Origin of the sequence: Streptomyces sp. NPDC001093, from assembly GCF_040298985.1 — a bacterium.
GTDB lineage: Bacteria > Actinomycetota > Actinomycetes > Streptomycetales > Streptomycetaceae > Streptomyces.
The window spans coordinates 1-16,515 of record NZ_JBEPBF010000120.1 but is presented as its reverse complement, the minus strand read 5'-3'; the positions used below and the strand labels follow the sequence as shown (position 1 = coordinate 16,515).

Genomic DNA, 16,515 nt, shown 5'->3' with positions numbered 1-16,515 from the left:
CCGAACCGAGGCTGTGACGCGCCGTTGACAGGCTCGATTCGCGCGCCGGTCAGCTAGGAGAGCCCATGGACGACGAAGAGCAGCCCCCCGGAGCCGTCGAGCCTGGTCCGCTCGCGGGATTCACCGTGGGCGTCACCGCCGCGCGCCGGGCCGACGAGCTGGGCGCCCTGCTCCAGCGGCGCGGTGCGGCCGTCCTGCACGCACCGGCCCTGCGCATCGTGCCGCTGGCCGACGACGGCGAACTCCTCGCCGCGACGAAGGAGATCATCGACCAGGTGCCCGACGTGGTCGTGGCCACCACGGCGATCGGCTTCCGGGGCTGGGTAGAGGCCGCCGACGGCTGGGGCCTCGGCGAGCAGCTGCTCGGCGGGCTGCGCGGCGCCGAGCTGCTGGCCAGGGGGCCGAAGGTCAAGGGAGCGATCCGTGCGGCGGGTCTGACGGAGGAGTGGTCCCCGTCCTCGGAGTCCCTGGCCGAGGTCCTGGACCGGCTGCTGGAGGAGGGCGTCGCCGGCCGCCGTGTCGCCGTACAGCTGCACGGCGAGCCGCTGCCCGGCTTCGTCGAATCCCTGCGGGCCGGGGGAGCGGAGGTGGTCCCGGTCCCGGTGTACCGCTGGATGCCCCCGGAGGACATCACCCCGCTGGACCGCCTCCTGGACGCGACGGTCTCCCGCTCCCTGGACGCGCTGACCTTCACCAGCGCGCCCGCGGCCGCGTCCCTGCTCTCCCGGGCCACGACGCGGGGCCTGCTGGAGGAGCTGCTGTCGGCCCTCGCCCACGACGTCCTCCCGGCCTGCGTGGGCCCGGTCACGGCGATCCCCCTCCAGGCCCAGGGCGTGGACACGATCCAGCCGGAACGCTTCCGCCTCGGCCCCCTGGTCCAACTCCTGTGCCAGGAACTGCCCAACCGGTCAAGGGCGTTGCCGATCGCCGGCCACCGGGTGGAGATCCGCGGTCACGCGGTCCTGGTCGACGGCGCCCTGAAGCCGGTCCCCCCGGCCGGCATGTCCCTGCTCCGGGCCCTGTCCCGCCGCCCCGGCTGGGTGGTGGCGCGGGCGGATCTGTTGCGCGCGCTGCCCGGCGCCGGGCGGGACGAACACGCGGTGGAGACGGCGATGGCCCGCCTCCGCACGGCCCTCGGCGCCCCCAAGCTGATCCAGACGGTGGTCAAACGCGGCTACCGCCTGGCCCTGGACCCGGCGACGGACGCGAAGTACGCGGACGCGTAGGCGCCGTAAATGGGGGTGCGGCGCGACCTCCGGTGCTGGCACGCTGCACCGATGGATCGTGAACAGATGTCCCGGATCGCGCATCGCGGACACCCCGTCAAGTCCCCGCTCGACGACGACTCGGTCCGCCGGCTGCTGGAGCGCGGCCTCGTCAGGGGCGACGAGCGGGTGCTCGACCTCGGCTGCGGTGGCGGGGAATGGCTCCTGCGGGCCCTGGCCATGCGACCGGGGGTGCACGCCGAGGGCGTGGACATCTCCGAGGAGGACCTGGCCCGGGCGGCCACCGCGGCGCGCGAACGCGGCGTGCGGGAGCGACTGGTCCTCCATCGGCAGAACGCCGGGGACTTCGCGTCCACCGAGCCGTTCGACGTGATCCTCAGCTTCGGGGCCGCGCATGCCTTCGGCGGCCTGCTCCCCACCCTGGCCGCGGCTCACAGGCACCTGGCTCCCGGCGGCCGTGTTCTCATCGGTGACGGTTTCTGGGAGCGCCCTCCGTCTCCGGAGGCCGTCGAGATGCTCGGGGACTTCACCGACCTCGCGACCACCGTGGACCGTGTCGTCGCCGACGGCTGGACCCCGGTCGACGGGCACGTCAGCACGCGTCGGGAGCTGGACGACTACGAGTGGGCCTGCTGGGGTTCGCTGGCCGCATGGGCCCTGGATCATCCCGAGGATCCCGACAGCTCGCAGGTGCTGGAGACCGCCACCGTCCGTCGCACCGAATGGCTGCGTGTCTACCGGGACGCCTTCGGCTTCGTCTCCCTGGTCCTGCGCCGGACCCCCGGCGTCGGCTGAAGGACAGGTACGAGGGGTTCCGGCCCGGCCCCCGGGCGGGCACTGTGAAGTGGAGAACCTCACGGAGAAGAGCCCCACGCTTCCTGCCTAGGCGGTGACAGGCGCATGGCACTGGGTACGGCGACACCCCCTTACGAGCCACGGTTCGACGCCGGACGGATCTGTCTCGATCTCCTCGCGACCACGCATCCGGGCGAACGGCTGGACGGCGTCGAGGCGTTGTGCGCGTGGATCGGTGGGGTGGGGCTCGTGCCAGAGGGGACGGCGCTCGGGCATGCCGACGCCTCCTGGCTCGTCGCGTTCCGGGAACTGCGCGCCCACATCGGGATCTTGGTGCGCACCCCGCATGCGCCGGACACGCCGTCGTACGAGAGCGCGCTCCGGCGGGTCAACGAGGTTGCCCGGGCCGCCACCCCCGTCCCGCGTGCGGTACGCGGTGCGGACGGCGGGCTCACAAGGGAGTTGGCCGACCCGCCGGCCTGCGCCGCCCTGCTCGCGCTCGTCGCGCGGGACGCCGTGGAGCTGCTCACCGATCCCGTCGCCCGGGCCGCCGTCCGGGAGTGTGAGGGGGACAACTGCCCGCTCGTGTACCTCGACACCTCCCGGGGGCGGCGCCGGAGATGGTGTTCCAGCGAGGTGTGCGGGAACCGGGAGCGGGTGGCCCGGCACCGGCGGCGGGCCGCGCTCTCTCGGGCGTGATCTTCGTAACACCGGGTTTTGGTGCCCCGTACACGGGAATCGCGAGCCGCCCCCGGTGATGCGCCGGAAGTCCCCGGCGATGTGCCGGAATTGTAAAGATCGAGCGGGGGGAATGTGCTCGCATGTCCCTGTCGTCACGTCAGCCCCCGAGAAATTGTGCCCTCCGTTTGAACACTGCGCCGCTTCCTTCCGTACGGGTGGGCGAGCGACCGACTGGGGGAACCCCCGGACACCGGAGGTGGGCGTGCGCAAGGATGCGGCCGTGGCCAATGAACGTGGATCGAGGGCCCGACATCGCATGTCCTCACAGCCCTCGGAGCCGGATGAGGAGTTGATGCGTGCGCTGTATCGAGAGCACGCCGGACCCCTGCTCGCGTATGTCCTGCGGCTGGTCGCCGGTGATCGGCAGCGCGCCGAGGACGTCGTACAGGAAACGCTCATCCGTGCCTGGAAGAACGCCGGTCAGCTCAATCGGGCGACCGGTTCGGTACGCCCCTGGCTGGTGACGGTCGCGCGCCGCATCGTCATCGACGGCCACCGCAGCCGGCAGGCCCGGCCGCAGGAGGTCGATCCGTCGCCGCTGGAGGTCATCCCCGCGGAGGACGAGATCGACAAGGCGCTGTGGCTGATGACGCTGTCGGACGCGCTCGACGACCTGACCCCGGCCCACCGGGAGGTACTGGTCGAGACGTACTTCAAGGGGCGTACGGTCAATGAGGCGGCCGAGACGCTGGGCATCCCCAGCGGCACGGTGCGCTCTCGGGTGTTCTACGCCCTGCGATCGATGAAGCTGGCACTGGAGGAGCGGGGGGTGACGGCGTGATGAGCAGTGGTTACGGGGGTATGCAGGGATTCGGTGCAGGCGGTCCGGGTATGTCTGGGCCCATGAGCCCCCAATCGGGATCTTCCGTGCCGAGCGAGCACGAGACCGTCGGCGCCTATGCCCTCGGGATTCTCGACGACGCCGAGGCAACCGCTTTCGAGGCGCACCTCGCCGGCTGCGAGTGGTGCGCCCAGCAGCTCGACGAGCTGGCCGGGATGGAGCCGATGCTGGCCGCGCTCGCGGACCTGCCGGGCTCCGGCAGCACCCCCGCGATCGGCGAGTCGCTGTCCGCCAAGCCCAGCCCGCGGATCGTGGAGAAGCTGGTCGACGAGGTGGCGGAGAAGCGCGCCCAGAAGCGCCGGCGCTCCTTCTACATGATCGCCGCGGCCGCCGCGCTGATCATCGCCGGGCCGCTGGCCGCGGTGGCGGTCAACAGCGGCTCGGGCGGGAGCGGGGGCCAGGTCACCGCGTCCTCGGCGCAGACGACCTTCGAGGCCATGCCCGACAAGAAATCGGCCACGGACCCGTCGTCCCAGATCAGCGCCACCGTCGCCATGGCCCAGAAGGACTGGGGCACCCAGACGGTCCTGGAGCTGAAGAACGCCACGGGTCCGATCAAGTGCTCCCTGGTGCTCGTCGCGAAGAACGGCCAGCGGGTGACGATGTCCTCCTGGTCCGTACCGGACGCCGGCTACGGCATCCCGAACGGCAAGACACCGGAGTCCAAGAAGCCGCTCTACATCGGCGGCGCGGCGGCCTTCAAGCCCAACGAGATCGACCACTTCGAGGTCGTGACCTTCCAGGGCAAGAAGCTGGTGCAGGTGAACGCGTAGCTGCCGTAGCTTCGACGGGCCCCCTTCGCGTACGGTTGACGGCTGCCCAGCACGTCAGAAGGGGGCCCGGTGGCCGCTCAGGTTCAGCAGTCCGCGGTCGGCCCGGCACACGACGGACAGGATTCCGTCCGTGACCGGGAGATCGGCGTCGAACAGGAACACCTGGACCGGGTGTACCGGCGTCTCGAGGAGAAGATCCACGAGGCCGAGTTCCTGATGCACGACGCGGCCAAGCGCGGCCAGGTCGGCACCCCTGGCGCGCTGGCCGAGCGGGACGCGCAGGTCTTCCGGGCCGGCATCCATCTGAACCGGCTCAACAACGAGTTCGAGGACTTTCTCTTCGGGCGCATCGACCTGCTGCTCGGCAAGGACGGCAAGAAGGGGCCCGACGGCGCCTACACCGCCGTGGAGCCCGCCGAAGGCGCCGTGCGGGACGACAACACCGCCGACATCGCCGAGACCCTGCACATCGGGCGTATCGGCGTGCTCGACGAGGACTACGCGCCGCTGGTCATCGACTGGCGGGCGCCCGCCGCCGCCCCCTTCTACCGGGCCACTCCGGTGGACCCCGGGCGGGTCGTGCGGCGCCGGGTCATCCGGTCCAAGGGACGCCGGGTCCTCGGCGTCGAGGACGACCTGATGCGGCCCGAGCTGACCGCCCGCCTCGACGGCCGAGAGCTCCCCGTCATCGGCGACGGCGCCCTGATGGCCGCCCTCGGCCAGGCCCGCAGCCACACCATGCGGGACATCGTCTCCTCCATCCAGGCCGAGCAGGACCTGGTCATCCGCGCCCCCGCCGCCTCCATCACCTATGTGGAGGGCGGCCCGGGAACCGGAAAGACGGCCGTCGCCCTGCACCGCGCCGCCTACCTGCTCTACCAGGACAGACGCCGGTACGCGGGCGGCATCCTGATCGTCTCGCCGACCCCGCTGCTCGTGGCCTACACCGAGGGCGTGCTGCCCTCGCTCGGCGAGGAGGGCCAGGTCGCCATCCGTGCCATCGGCTCGCTGGTCGACGGCACGGAGGCCACGCTGTACGACTCCCCGGCCGTGGCCCGCGCCAAGGGCTCGTACCGGATGCTGAAGGTGCTGCGGAAGGCCGCCCGGGGCGCCCTGGAACTGGGGCCCGCCCCCCGGCCCGCCGCTGCCGAGGACACCGGGCCGCGGGCCTTCGGCGGCCCGCCCTCCCGCCTCCGCGTCGTCGCCTTCGGACGCCGGCTGGAGCTGGAGGCGGAGGAGCTGGAACGCATCCGCCGCACCGCCCTCGGCGGCACCGCGCCCGTCAACCTGCTGCGTCCGCGCGCCCGCAAGCTGCTGCTGGACGCGCTGTGGGCCAAGTCGGGGTCGGCCGCCCGGCACACCGACCCCGAGCTGGCCGCCGAGCTGCGCTCCTCCTTCGACGAGGACGTCACGTCCGAGGACTCCTTCATCGCCTTCCTCGACGCCTGGTGGCCCGAGCTCACCCCGAAGGCCGTGCTCGCCGCCATGGCCGACGACAGGCGGCTCGGCCGCTGGGCCCGCCGGATCCTCAACCCCGGCGAGGTCCGCAAGGTCGCCCGCTCGCTCCAGCGGGACGGGTGCTCCGTGCACGACATCGCCATGCTCGACGAGCTCCAGGCGATCCTCGGCGCCCCGGCCCGGCCGCGGAAGAAGCGCGAGCTCGACCCGCTGGACCAGCTCACCGGCCTGGAGGAGCTGATGCCGGTGCGCGAGGAGTCGCAGCGGGAGCGGGCCGAGCGCCTCGCGCAGGAGCGCACCGAGTACGCGCACGTCATCGTGGACGAGGCGCAGGACCTGACGCCGATGCAGTGGCGCATGGTCGGCCGCCGCGGCCGGCACGCCACCTGGACCGTGGTCGGCGACCCGGCCCAGTCCTCCTGGTCCGACCCGGACGAGGCGGCCGAGGCCCGCGACGAGGCCCTGGGCACCCGGCCCCGGCGCCGCTTCGAGCTGACGGTGAACTACCGCAACCCCGCCGAGATCGCCGAGCTGGCCGCCAAGGTGCTCGCGCTCGCCATGCCCGGCTCCGAGGCGCCCAGCGCCGTGCGGTCCACCGGGGTCGAGCCGCGCTTCACCGTGGTACGGGAGTCGTTGGCGCGGACCGTGCGGGCCGAGGCCGAGCGGCTGCTGGAGCGGGTGGACGGCACGGTCGGCGTGGTCGTCGCCATGAACCGGCGCGAGGAGGCCCGGCGCTGGCTGGCCGGGCTCGGCGACCGGGTCGTGGCGCTCGGCAGCCTGGAGGCCAAGGGGCTGGAGTACGACGCGACGGTCGTCGTGTCGCCCGCGGAGATCGCCGACGAGTCGCCGGCCGGGCTGCGCGTGCTCTACGTGGCGCTGACCCGGGCCACCCAGCAGCTGACGGTGGTGTCGGGGGAGCGGGACGAGCCGGACGCGGCCGGGGTGCCGGACCTGCTGCGGGACTGAGTTTCCTGTGAACCTCCCGTACGGGAATGGCCTTGGGGCGCCGGTTTGTTAGCCTTGGTGTGGCACCGGCCCGATCCAAGCCCCCGGGCCCAACCTTTGTCCCTGCGAGGGACCACTTGCCGCGAGGCGAGCATGGCGGGTCGGTGTCATGAGCGTGGGGGAGACCCACATCACGGACGTGATGTGGGTCTCTTTCTTTGCCCTGTGCGCCCCTTTTCCCGCCTGATCGTTTCTCGTATGGTGGAAGTGGTTTTCCGAAAACCAGGCATCAAGCAGGCACCGCTCATGAACACAACGTCCGCAATCCAGGGCGACTACCGCGTACTCCGCGGTAGGTGCGACGATCGGACGGCACAACTCGCGACACGGTGAAAGCAGAGGAAGTCGGCCATGGCAACGGCGCCCAGCGTCTCCTACTCGATGACCATCCGGCTGGAGGTGCCCGCGAGCGGAACCGCCGTCTCGCAGCTCACCACCGCGGTGGAGTCCTCCGGAGGCTCGGTGACCGGCCTCGACGTCACCGCGTCCGGCCACGAGAAGCTCCGTATCGACGTCACCATCGCGGCCACCTCCACGGCCCACGCCGAGGAGATCGTCGAGAAGCTGCGCGGCATTGAGGGCGTCACCCTCGGCAAGGTCTCCGACCGTACGTTCCTGATGCACCTCGGCGGCAAGATCGAGATGGCGTCGAAACACCCCATCCGCAACCGTGACGACCTGTCCATGGTCTACACGCCGGGTGTGGCCCGCGTCTGCATGGCGATCGCCGAGAACCCCGAGGACGCCCGCCGCCTCACCATCAAGCGCAACTCCGTTGCGGTCGTGACGGACGGCTCCGCCGTGCTGGGCCTCGGCAACATCGGCCCCAAGGCGGCCCTGCCCGTCATGGAGGGCAAGGCGGCCCTCTTCAAGCGCTTCGCCGGTATCGACGCCTGGCCGATCTGCCTGGACACCCAGGACAGCGACGCGATCGTGGAGATCGTCAAGGCGATCGCCCCCGGGTTCGCCGGCATCAACCTGGAGGACATCTCCGCGCCGCGCTGCTTCGAGATCGAGGCCCGGCTGCGCGAGGCCCTCGACATCCCCGTCTTCCACGACGACCAGCACGGCACCGCCATCGTCGTCCTCGCCGCCCTGACCAACGCCCTGCGCGTCACCGACAAGGCCATCGAGAACATCCGGGTCGTGATGTCCGGCGCCGGCGCGGCCGGTACGGCCATCCTCAAGCTGCTGCTCGCCGCGGGCGTGAAGAACGCCGTCGTCGCCGACATCCACGGTGTCGTCCACTCCGGCCGCGAGGACCTGGTGAACGCCCCGGCCGACTCGCCGCTGCGCTGGATCGCGGACAACACCAACCCCGAGGGCCTCACCGGCACCCTCAAGGAGGCCGTGCGCGACGCCGACGTGTTCATCGGCGTCTCCGCCCCGAACGTCCTCGACGGCGACGACGTGGCCGCCATGGCCGACGGCGCCATCGTGTTCGCGCTCGCGAACCCCGACCCCGAGGTGGACCCCGCAATCGCCCGTCAGACGGCGGCCGTTGTGGCCACCGGCCGCTCCGACTTCCCGAACCAGATCAACAACGTGCTGGTCTTCCCGGGCGTCTTCCGCGGCCTGCTGGACGCCCAGTCCCGCACCGTCAACACCGAGATGATGCTGGCCGCCGCGAAGGCCCTCGCCGACGTGGTCGGACAGGACGAGCTGAACCCGAACTACATCATCCCGAGCGTCTTCAACGACAAGGTCGCGGGCGCCGTCGCCGGCGCGGTCCGCGAGGCCGCGAAGGCGGCCGGAGCCACGGCCTAGGCACAGCGGCTCGCCCCGGCCGGGACGGCGGGCCGGGGCCGTGGTCCGGGCGCCGCCGGCTCCGCCCGGGTGAAGGAAAAGCGGCGGCCGGGCGTCGGCCCGGTGACGGCGTGCCGTACTGTGCAGAGGCTGTGAGGATCACCACGGCGGCCGCCGCACCGGCGCGTCGTGGAACCAGCCGATGCCGGGCGCACTCTAGGGTGACGCCGAGCAGGCGCTTTTCGTGTGACTCCCCAGGGTGTTCTCACGACTCCTACGGGTGCCGGATTGGCTTTACCGCCGCAGGTAGGGGCAGGATGCGTCCCTGGGCGCGAGCGCATCGGCATCGCAGTGCCTCGGGCGGATCCGTCGCGTGGCACACCCCAACGGCAAGAAATACACGGGAGTAACAACATGAACCGCAGTGAGCTGGTGGCCGCGCTGGCCGACCGCGCCGAGGTGACCCGCAAGGACGCCGACGCCGTGCTGGCCGCGTTCGCCGAGACCGTCGGCGAGATCGTCGCCAAGGGCGACGAGAAGGTCACCATCCCCGGCTTCCTGACCTTTGAGCGCACCCACCGTGCCGCTCGCACCGCGCGCAACCCGCAGACCGGCGAGCCGATCAACATTCCCGCCGGCTACAGCGTGAAGGTCACCGCGGGCAGCAAGCTGAAGGAAGCCGCCAAGGGCAAGTGACCTTGTCGTTCGTACGTCACGGGACGACGTACGGTGCGTTCTGACGCACGATGACGTCAAAGGGGCGGCCCTCCTTCACCGGAGGGCCGCCCCTTCGTCGTACGGCGCCAGAACCCGTCAGCCGAGCGCCTTGCCCGGCAGCTCGACCTTCGCGCCCAGCTCCACGAGCTTCTCCATGAAGTTCTCGTAGCCGCGGTTGATGAGTTCGATGCCGTGGACACGGGACGTGCCCTCGGCCGCCAGGGCCGCGATGAGGTACGAGAAGCCGCCGCGCAGGTCGGGGATGACCAGGTCGGCGCCCTGCAGCCTGGTGGGTCCCGAGACGACCGCGGAGTGCAGGAAGTTGCGCTGGCCGAAGCGGCAGTCGGAGCCGCCCAGGCACTCGCGGTAGAGCTGGATGTGGGCGCCCATCTGGTTGAGGGCCGAGGTGAAGCCCAGACGGGACTCGTAGACCGTCTCGTGGATGATGGACAGGCCCGTGGCCTGGGTCAGCGCGACCACCAGCGGCTGCTGCCAGTCGGTCTGGAAACCGGGGTGCACGTCCGTCTCCAGCGCGATGGACTTCAACTGCCCACCGGGATGCCAGAAACGGATGCCCTCGTCGTCGATCTCGAAGGCGCCGCCCACCTTCCGGTAGGTGTTCAGGAACGTCATCATCGACCGCTGCTGGGCGCCGCGGACGTAGATGTTGCCGTTGGTCGCGAGCGCGGCGGAAGCCCAGGAGGCGGCCTCCAGGCGGTCCGGGAGGGCGCGGTGGGCGTAACCGCCGAGCCGCTCCACACCGGTGATGCGGATCGTGCGGTCGGTGTCCATCGCGATGATCGCGCCCATCTTCTGCAGCACGCAGATGAGGTCCTCGATCTCCGGCTCGACGGCCGCGTTGGACAACTCCGTTACGCCCTCGGCGAGTACGGCCGTCAGCAGCACCTGCTCGGTCGCGCCGACGGACGGGTACGGCAGCCGGATCTTGGTACCCCGCAGGCCCTTCGGCGCCTCCAGGTACTGGCCGTCCGCGCGCTTCTCGATGGTCGCGCCGAACTGCCGCAGCACGTCGAAGTGGAAGTCGATGGGCCGGCCGCCGATGTCACAGCCGCCGAGACCGGGGATGAACGCGTGACCGAGACGGTGGAGGAGAGGGCCGCAGAACAGGATCGGGATACGGCTGGAACCCGCGTGGGCATCGATGTCAGCGACATTGGCGCTCTCGACGTGCGTCGGGTCCATCACCAGCTCGCCGGGCTCCTCGCCCGGGCGGACCGTCACCCCGTGCAGCTGCAGCAGGCCGCGGACGACCCGCACGTCACGGATGTCGGGAACGTTGCGCAGGCGGCTCGGCGCGCTGCCCAGCAGGGCGGCGACCATGGCCTTCGGTACGAGGTTCTTCGCACCGCGGACACGGATCTCGCCCTCCAGCGGGGTTCCGCCGTGGACAAGCAGGACATCGTCGTTGACGGTCATGTATCTCGCGTTCCGATGAGTGGGTCAGGGGGCGGCCGATCACTGTTGCGCGGGGGCCGGGAGAGACAGGGTAATCGCCGATCACCCCCCGTCCGTAAGCCCATGGACCGCCCAGCAACGTCATATCTGTGTCACAACACGAACCGTGCGCCACCGGACACATGGGGTCACCGGTTCCCGGGGAGTGCGCCCGGGGCGCTTCCGTGCTCCCTGAGCTGCGTTCACTCCCGCACCCCGATTGGCTCCCCACCGAAGGGGAAGATGCGGGATCATGTCTGGCATGACCGAGGTGTCCTCGCTCACAGGGCGGCTGCTCGTGGCCACTCCCGCCCTGGCGGACCCGAACTTCGACCGCGCGGTGGTGCTCCTTCTCGACCACGACGAGGAGGGTTCCCTCGGTGTCGTCCTCAATCGCCCCACCCCGGTGGACGTGGGCGACATCCTGGAAGGCTGGGCCGGTCTCACCGGCGAGCCCGGCGTGGTCTTCCAGGGCGGCCCCGTCTCGCTGGACTCGGCGCTGGGCGTCGCGGTCATCCCGGGCGGCGCGAACGGCGACCTCGCCCCGCTCGGCTGGCGCCGGGTGCACGGCGCGATCGGTCTGGTCGACCTGGAGGCCCCGCCGGAACTGCTCGCCTCTGCCCTCGGCTCCCTGCGGATCTTCGCCGGATACGCCGGCTGGGGCCCCGGCCAGCTGGAGGACGAGCTGATCGAGGGGGCCTGGTACGTGGTCGAGTCGGAACCCGGGGACGTCTCCTCGCCGGCCCCGGAGAGACTCTGGCGCGAGGTGCTGCGCCGCCAGCGCAACGAGCTGGCGATGGTGGCCACGTATCCGGACGACCCGTCGCTCAACTGATGCGTGCGTGGACGTGAGGTCCGCGAGCGTGGATCACTCGTTCGAGTGATCGCCTGCCCTTTCGACCGGGGCCGTCTTCGATGAAAGCGGTATCGGCGGGCTCTGGAGAAGCCGATTGCTCTCCGACCGGAGGGGGCGCAGCCGTACGACGACCGGATGCTGTCCTGGCGGATCCCCGAGCGCCGGGTGTCGATCTGGACGGTGGCGGGACGGGTGAAGGACGTGGCGTCCACTGCCGCGCCCGCCCGACGGGCCGGGTCTCGCAGGCCCGCTTCGTGTGTCGGTCCTGCGGATTCGTTGATCACGCGGATCGGAACAGCTCCCGCAACATCCGCGCCAGAGCGTGGGCGTTGTGGCGACGCGGGGCGCAGTCAACCGCCCCTGACCTGCCCGCGAAGTGTCCGGACGGGACTGGACGCAAACGGCGTCTCACAGCCAGTGATGATCGTTGCGCAAGCCCTGGGCCCGCAGCCCCGGGCGGTTGATTACCCTGGGCTCTATGAGCACTCTCGAGCCCGAGCGCGGGACTGGTACGGGGACCCTCGTAGAGCCGACGCCGCAGGTGTCCCACGGCGACGGTGACCACGAGCGCTTCGCCCACTACGTCCAGAAGGACAAGATCATGGCGAGCGCCCTCGACGGCACCCCCGTCGTGGCGCTGTGCGGCAAGGTCTGGGTGCCGGGCCGCGACCCGAAGAAGTACCCCGTGTGCCCCATGTGCAAGGAGATCTACGAGTCCATGGGCAGCGGCGGCGAGGACAAGGGCGGCGACAAGTAGGGGTCCGTCCGCGTACGGGAGGCCCCCGGTGTGCCTGCGCGCATGCCGGGGTCTTCGCGTTCTCCGGGCGTGAGTGGTCTCCGGCCGTGAGTGTGCTCTGGTCACGAGGTCATGAGTGGTCTCTGGCCATGAGTGGTCGAGACCTGTAGCCTCCGTCACAGTTGTACGCAGTGGAACGGCCGTTGCACTCTGTGCAACGCCTGGCGGAGGTGCGACGGGCGGCATGAGCGACACACCCCTCTTCCCGGAACCGGATGCGGCGCTGATCCCCGCGCCGGCCGGCGTGTCGGCCTCGCTGCCCGGCGGCGGCACCGGATTCGTCATCGACGCGGACACCGAGATCGACGCCACCGAGGGCACCGAGCGGGTCGCACGCTGGCTGCGGACGACCGTCGGCGCGGCCACCGGGCTGCCCCTGGCCCCGCACCGCGACAGCGGCTCCCGCATCCTGCTGCGGATCAACCCCGCACTCGAGGACGGACTCGGCAGCCCCGAGGCCTATCAGCTGTGCGCCGACGGCTATCTCATCTGTATCGACGGCGCCAGCGAGGCCGGCCTGTTCTGGGGCGCCCAGACCTTCCGTCAACTGCTCGGCCCGGAGGCCTTCCGGCGTGCCCCCGTCACCGGCCGGACCGAGTGGGAGTTCCCGGCCGTCACCATCCGCGACGCACCGCGTTTCGGCTGGCGCGGTCTACTTCTCGACGTGGCACGGCACTTCATGCCGAAGGAAGGCGTGCTGCGCTATCTCGACCTGATGGCCGCCCACAAACTCAACGTTTTCCATTTTCATCTGACCGACGACCAGGGCTGGCGGATCGAGATCAAGCGGTATCCGAAGCTGACCGAAACCGCCTCCTGGCGGACGCGGTCGAAATTCGGTCACCGGGCCTCCCCGCTGTGGGAGGAGAAACCGCACGGTGGTTACTACACCCAGGACGACATCCGGGAGATCGTCGCCTATGCCGCCGAGCGGCATATCACCGTCGTCCCGGAAATCGACGTACCGGGCCATTCGCAGGCCGCCATCGCCGCGTACCCGGAACTCGGCAACACCGACGTCATCGACACCACCGCCCTCACCGTCTGGGACAACTGGGGGATCTCCGCCAACGTACTCGCCCCCACCGACACCACCCTGCGCTTCTACGAGGGGGTGTTCGAGGAGGTCCTGGAGCTGTTCCCCTCCCGGTTCGTCCATGTCGGCGGCGACGAGTGCCGCAAGGAGCAGTGGACGGACTCGGTGACGGCCAAGTCCCGCATCGCGGAACTCGCCCTCGCCGACGAGGACGAACTGCAGTCGTGGTTCATCGGGCACTTCGACGCCTGGCTCACCGCACGCGGGCGCCGGCTCATCGGCTGGGACGAGATCCTCGAGGGCGGACTGGCGAAGGGCGCCGCGGTGTCGTCCTGGCGCGGTTACGGTGGCGGGATCGCGGCCGCGCGGGCCGGCCATGACGTCGTCATGTGCCCCGAACAGTACGTGTATCTGGACCACCGTCAGGCCCCGGGCGAGGACGAACCGGTGCCGATCGGCTTCGTGCGCACCCTGGAGGACGTCTACCGGTTCGAACCCGTCCCGGACGGGCTCACCGAGGACGAGGCCCGGCATGTGCTGGGCACTCAGGCCAACGTCTGGACCGAGGTGCTGGAGGACACCGCGCGCGTGGACTACCAGACCTTCCCCCGGCTCGCGGCCTTCGCCGAGGTGGCCTGGAGCCGGCTGCCCGCCCCCGCGGAACGGGACTTCGCCGGCTTCGAACGCCGTATGACCGCCCATTACGCGCGACTTGACGCCCTCGGCGTCGCCTACCGGCCGCCCACCGGACCCCGGCCGTGGCAGAAACGCCCCGGTGTGCCCGGTCGCCCGATCGAGGGACCGCCGCCGAACAGGTGAGCGCCCGGTCCGGCCGATCCTGTCGAACAAGTGCCGGAAAACAGCGCCAAGGGTCACCGAAGAGTGTCAATCGGTGCGCACCGGTGATGCCGTGAGAAAACGGACCATCTCCGCGATGAGGTGGGCGAATGCCTCCTAAGGGACCCCCGTCTTCGCGCCTTGCGAAGATGTGCCAGAGTTGCCACGTCCGCCCTGTGAGCACGTACCGTACGGCCACACAGGTGGGACCAGGTGGGGCAGCGGGAAGGGGCAGCCGGTTTGACCACGCACGCACCGCAGGCGGAGCAGGCCGTCACGCTGCCCACGACGCTGGACGAGGCCGTGGCGGCCCTCGGGGCCATGCCCACCGCCGTGCCCGTCGCGGGCGGCACCGACCTGATGGCCGCCGTCAACTCCGGCCAGCTCAGGCCCGCCGCCCTGGTGGGGCTCGGGCGGATCAGCGAGATCCGCGGCTGGCAGTACCAGGACGGCCACGCGCTGCTCGGCGCGGGCCTCACGCACGCACGCATGGGCCGCCCCGACTTCGCGGCCCTGATCCCGGCGCTGGCCGCCGCCGCGCGCGCCGCGGGTCCGCCGCACATCCGCAACGCGGGCACCCTGGGCGGCAACATCGCCTCGGCCGCCCCCACCGGGGACGCGCTGCCGGTGCTGGCCGCCCTGGAGGCGACGCTGATCATCGCCGGCCCGGGCGGAGCCCGCCGGGAGGTCCCGGTGTCGCACCTGCTGGCCGGCATGGAGATGCTGCGCGGCGGCGAACTCATCGGCTACGTGCGCGTGCCGCTGCTGCACGCCCCGCAGGTCTTCCTGAAGGCGACCGGACGCACCGGCCCGGGCCGCGCGCTGGCCTCCGTGGCCCTGGTCCTCGACCCCGCCCGGCGCGGAGTGCGGTGCGCCGTCGGTGCCATAGCGCCGATGCCGCTCAGGCCCCTTGAGGCCGAGCAGTGGGTCGCCCAGCTGATCGACTGGGACAACGACCGCGCGCTCGTCCCGGAGGCCCTGAACGCCTTCGGCGAGTACGTCGCCGCCGCCTGCATCCCGGACCCGGCGCCGGAGCCCGACGGCTCGGTGGCCCCGCTTCCGCCCGCCGTACTGCACCTGCGGCGCACCGTCGCCGCACTGGCCCGACGAGCACTGGGGAGGGCGCTGTCGTGACCGACGACCAGCACGGAGAGGGCACGCCCCGGGGCGGTGGACGCTGGGACCCGCTGCCCCAGGGCGACTACGACGACGGCGCCACCGCCTTCGTGAAGCTCCCCGAGGGCGGCATCGACGCCCTGCTGTCCGGCGACAGCCCGCTGGCCGCGCCGGGTCACGGCTATGTGCCGCCGCCGATAGCGGTCGCCCCCGGCACCGGTGACCCCGCCGCGACCGGCACCTGGACCGCGCCCGCGGGCGGCACCGAGTGGCCCGACCCGAACGCCCTGCCCCGGACGCAGGCAGCGGACGACCGGTTCACCTACAACCCCGGCGCCACCCAGCACTGGACCTTCGAGGAGCCCGCGGCACCGGCCGCTCCCGGGCACGACGTCACCGGGCAGTGGTCGATCCCGGTCGCCGGTGGCGACCTTCCGGACGAATCGGGCGAGTTCACCACATCGTCCCTGGTCGAGCAGTGGGGCGGCACCCCGCCGGCCACCCTGCCCGGCGGTGCGCCCGCGCCCTGGGCGACGGAGGAGGCGGCCCGCCCCTGGGACCGGCCCGCCGAGCCCGGCCCCACCGGCCTGCCCGACCACGCCGACGCGGCACCGGGCTACGCACCCGCACCGGACGAGCGGTACGGGCAGGCCCCGGCCGAGCACGCCCCGGCCGCTCGCGAGGAGACCGGGGCAGGAGAGCCCGGGCACGGGGGTGCCGGGCACCGGCCGAACGGTCACGGCGACGGCCGCCGCGCCGAGGCCGGCCACCCCGGCACGCACGACTCCGGTGAGCCGGCCGAGCCCGCCGGGTTCGGCGAGTCCGCGGAGCCGGCGCGGCCCGGCGCACCGACCGCGTTCCCGCAGCAGCGGGCCGAGTCGGCGGCGGGACGCGGACCGGGACCGGACACGGACGGCCACGGCCCCGCGAAGGCCCCTGAGCGCCCCGCAGACCGCCCAGCAGGCCACGAGGGTCCCCAGAGTCGCACGACCCCCGACGGGGCCCCACAGGCGGCCACAGGGCCCAGGACGCCCACGAGCCTCACCCCGGCCCCCGCAGCCGTACAGGACGACGCCGCCGACGCACCCGAGGCCGCCGTGGCGGCCGCGCCCGGGAC

The 16,515-nt window shown here is 71.7% G+C and carries 13 protein-coding genes and 1 pseudogene; 13 read left to right on the top strand and 1 reads right to left on the bottom strand.

Annotation, left to right across the window (positions count from 1 at the left end; all coding sequences use genetic code 11):
• Positions 1-65 precede the first annotated feature (65 nt).
• The 8 genes from ABT288_RS38960 (at position 66) to ABT288_RS38925 (ending at position 9,281) form a co-directional block, all read left to right on the top strand.
• On the top strand, positions 66-1,226 hold the full coding sequence (locus ABT288_RS38960; protein ID WP_351618447.1) for a uroporphyrinogen-III synthase: 1,161 nt from the start codon (positions 66-68) through the stop codon (positions 1,224-1,226).
• 51 nt (positions 1,227-1,277) lie between these two features.
• Positions 1,278-2,021 carry an SAM-dependent methyltransferase gene (locus ABT288_RS38955; protein ID WP_351618444.1) on the top strand — a complete coding sequence of 248 codons (744 nt, stop codon included), beginning with the start codon at positions 1,278-1,280 and terminating at the stop codon, positions 2,019-2,021.
• Positions 2,022-2,126: 105 nt separating this feature from the next.
• The gene (locus ABT288_RS38950; protein WP_351618442.1) at positions 2,127-2,720 is read left to right on the top strand and encodes a CGNR zinc finger domain-containing protein; all 594 of its coding nucleotides are present in this window, start codon (positions 2,127-2,129) and stop codon (positions 2,718-2,720) included.
• 238 nt (positions 2,721-2,958) lie between these two features.
• Positions 2,959-3,543, top strand: coding sequence for a sigma-70 family RNA polymerase sigma factor (locus ABT288_RS38945; protein ID WP_030167252.1), 585 nt, complete (start codon positions 2,959-2,961; stop codon positions 3,541-3,543).
• Positions 3,544-3,593: 50 nt separating this feature from the next.
• Positions 3,594-4,376 (top strand): anti-sigma factor family protein, encoded by a 783-nt coding sequence (locus tag ABT288_RS38940; RefSeq protein ID WP_351618439.1) that lies wholly within the window; start codon positions 3,594-3,596, stop codon positions 4,374-4,376.
• Between the two features lie 69 nt (positions 4,377-4,445).
• A complete protein-coding gene (locus ABT288_RS38935; RefSeq protein WP_351618437.1) occupies positions 4,446-6,800 on the top strand; it encodes a HelD family protein in 2,355 nt (784 codons plus the stop codon).
• Between the two features lie 390 nt (positions 6,801-7,190).
• Positions 7,191-8,606: an NAD-dependent malic enzyme gene (locus tag ABT288_RS38930; RefSeq protein WP_351618434.1), complete on the top strand. Its 1,416-nt coding sequence runs from the start codon at positions 7,191-7,193 to the stop codon at positions 8,604-8,606.
• A gap of 393 nt (positions 8,607-8,999) precedes the next feature.
• Positions 9,000-9,281, top strand: a complete 282-nt coding sequence (locus ABT288_RS38925) for an HU family DNA-binding protein (RefSeq protein ID WP_023550134.1) — start codon at positions 9,000-9,002, stop codon at positions 9,279-9,281.
• A gap of 117 nt (positions 9,282-9,398) precedes the next feature.
• Here ABT288_RS38925 and murA read toward each other — a convergent pair whose 3' ends face one another.
• A complete protein-coding gene (gene murA, locus ABT288_RS38920; RefSeq protein WP_351618431.1) occupies positions 9,399-10,739 on the bottom strand; it encodes a UDP-N-acetylglucosamine 1-carboxyvinyltransferase in 1,341 nt (446 codons plus the stop codon).
• 280 nt (positions 10,740-11,019) lie between these two features.
• On the opposite strand from murA, the gene ABT288_RS38915 reads away from it, so the two are divergent.
• The 5 genes and pseudogenes from ABT288_RS38915 to ABT288_RS38890 form a co-directional block, all read left to right on the top strand.
• Positions 11,020-11,592, top strand: a complete 573-nt coding sequence (locus ABT288_RS38915; protein WP_351618428.1) for a YqgE/AlgH family protein — start codon at positions 11,020-11,022, stop codon at positions 11,590-11,592.
• Positions 11,593-12,091: 499 nt separating this feature from the next.
• Positions 12,092-12,370 (top strand): DUF3039 domain-containing protein, encoded by a 279-nt coding sequence (locus tag ABT288_RS38905; protein ID WP_069780555.1) that lies wholly within the window; start codon positions 12,092-12,094, stop codon positions 12,368-12,370.
• Between the two features lie 223 nt (positions 12,371-12,593).
• On the top strand, positions 12,594-14,264 hold the full coding sequence (locus ABT288_RS38900; RefSeq protein ID WP_351618422.1) for a beta-N-acetylhexosaminidase: 1,671 nt from the start codon (positions 12,594-12,596) through the stop codon (positions 14,262-14,264).
• 258 nt (positions 14,265-14,522) lie between these two features.
• Positions 14,523-15,416 (top strand): FAD binding domain-containing protein, encoded by an 894-nt coding sequence (locus tag ABT288_RS38895; protein WP_351618419.1) that lies wholly within the window; start codon positions 14,523-14,525, stop codon positions 15,414-15,416.
• A pseudogene (locus ABT288_RS38890) lies at positions 15,413-16,515 on the top strand (hypothetical protein); the annotation flags it as partial. The gene ABT288_RS38895 and the pseudogene ABT288_RS38890, both read left to right, overlap by 4 nt.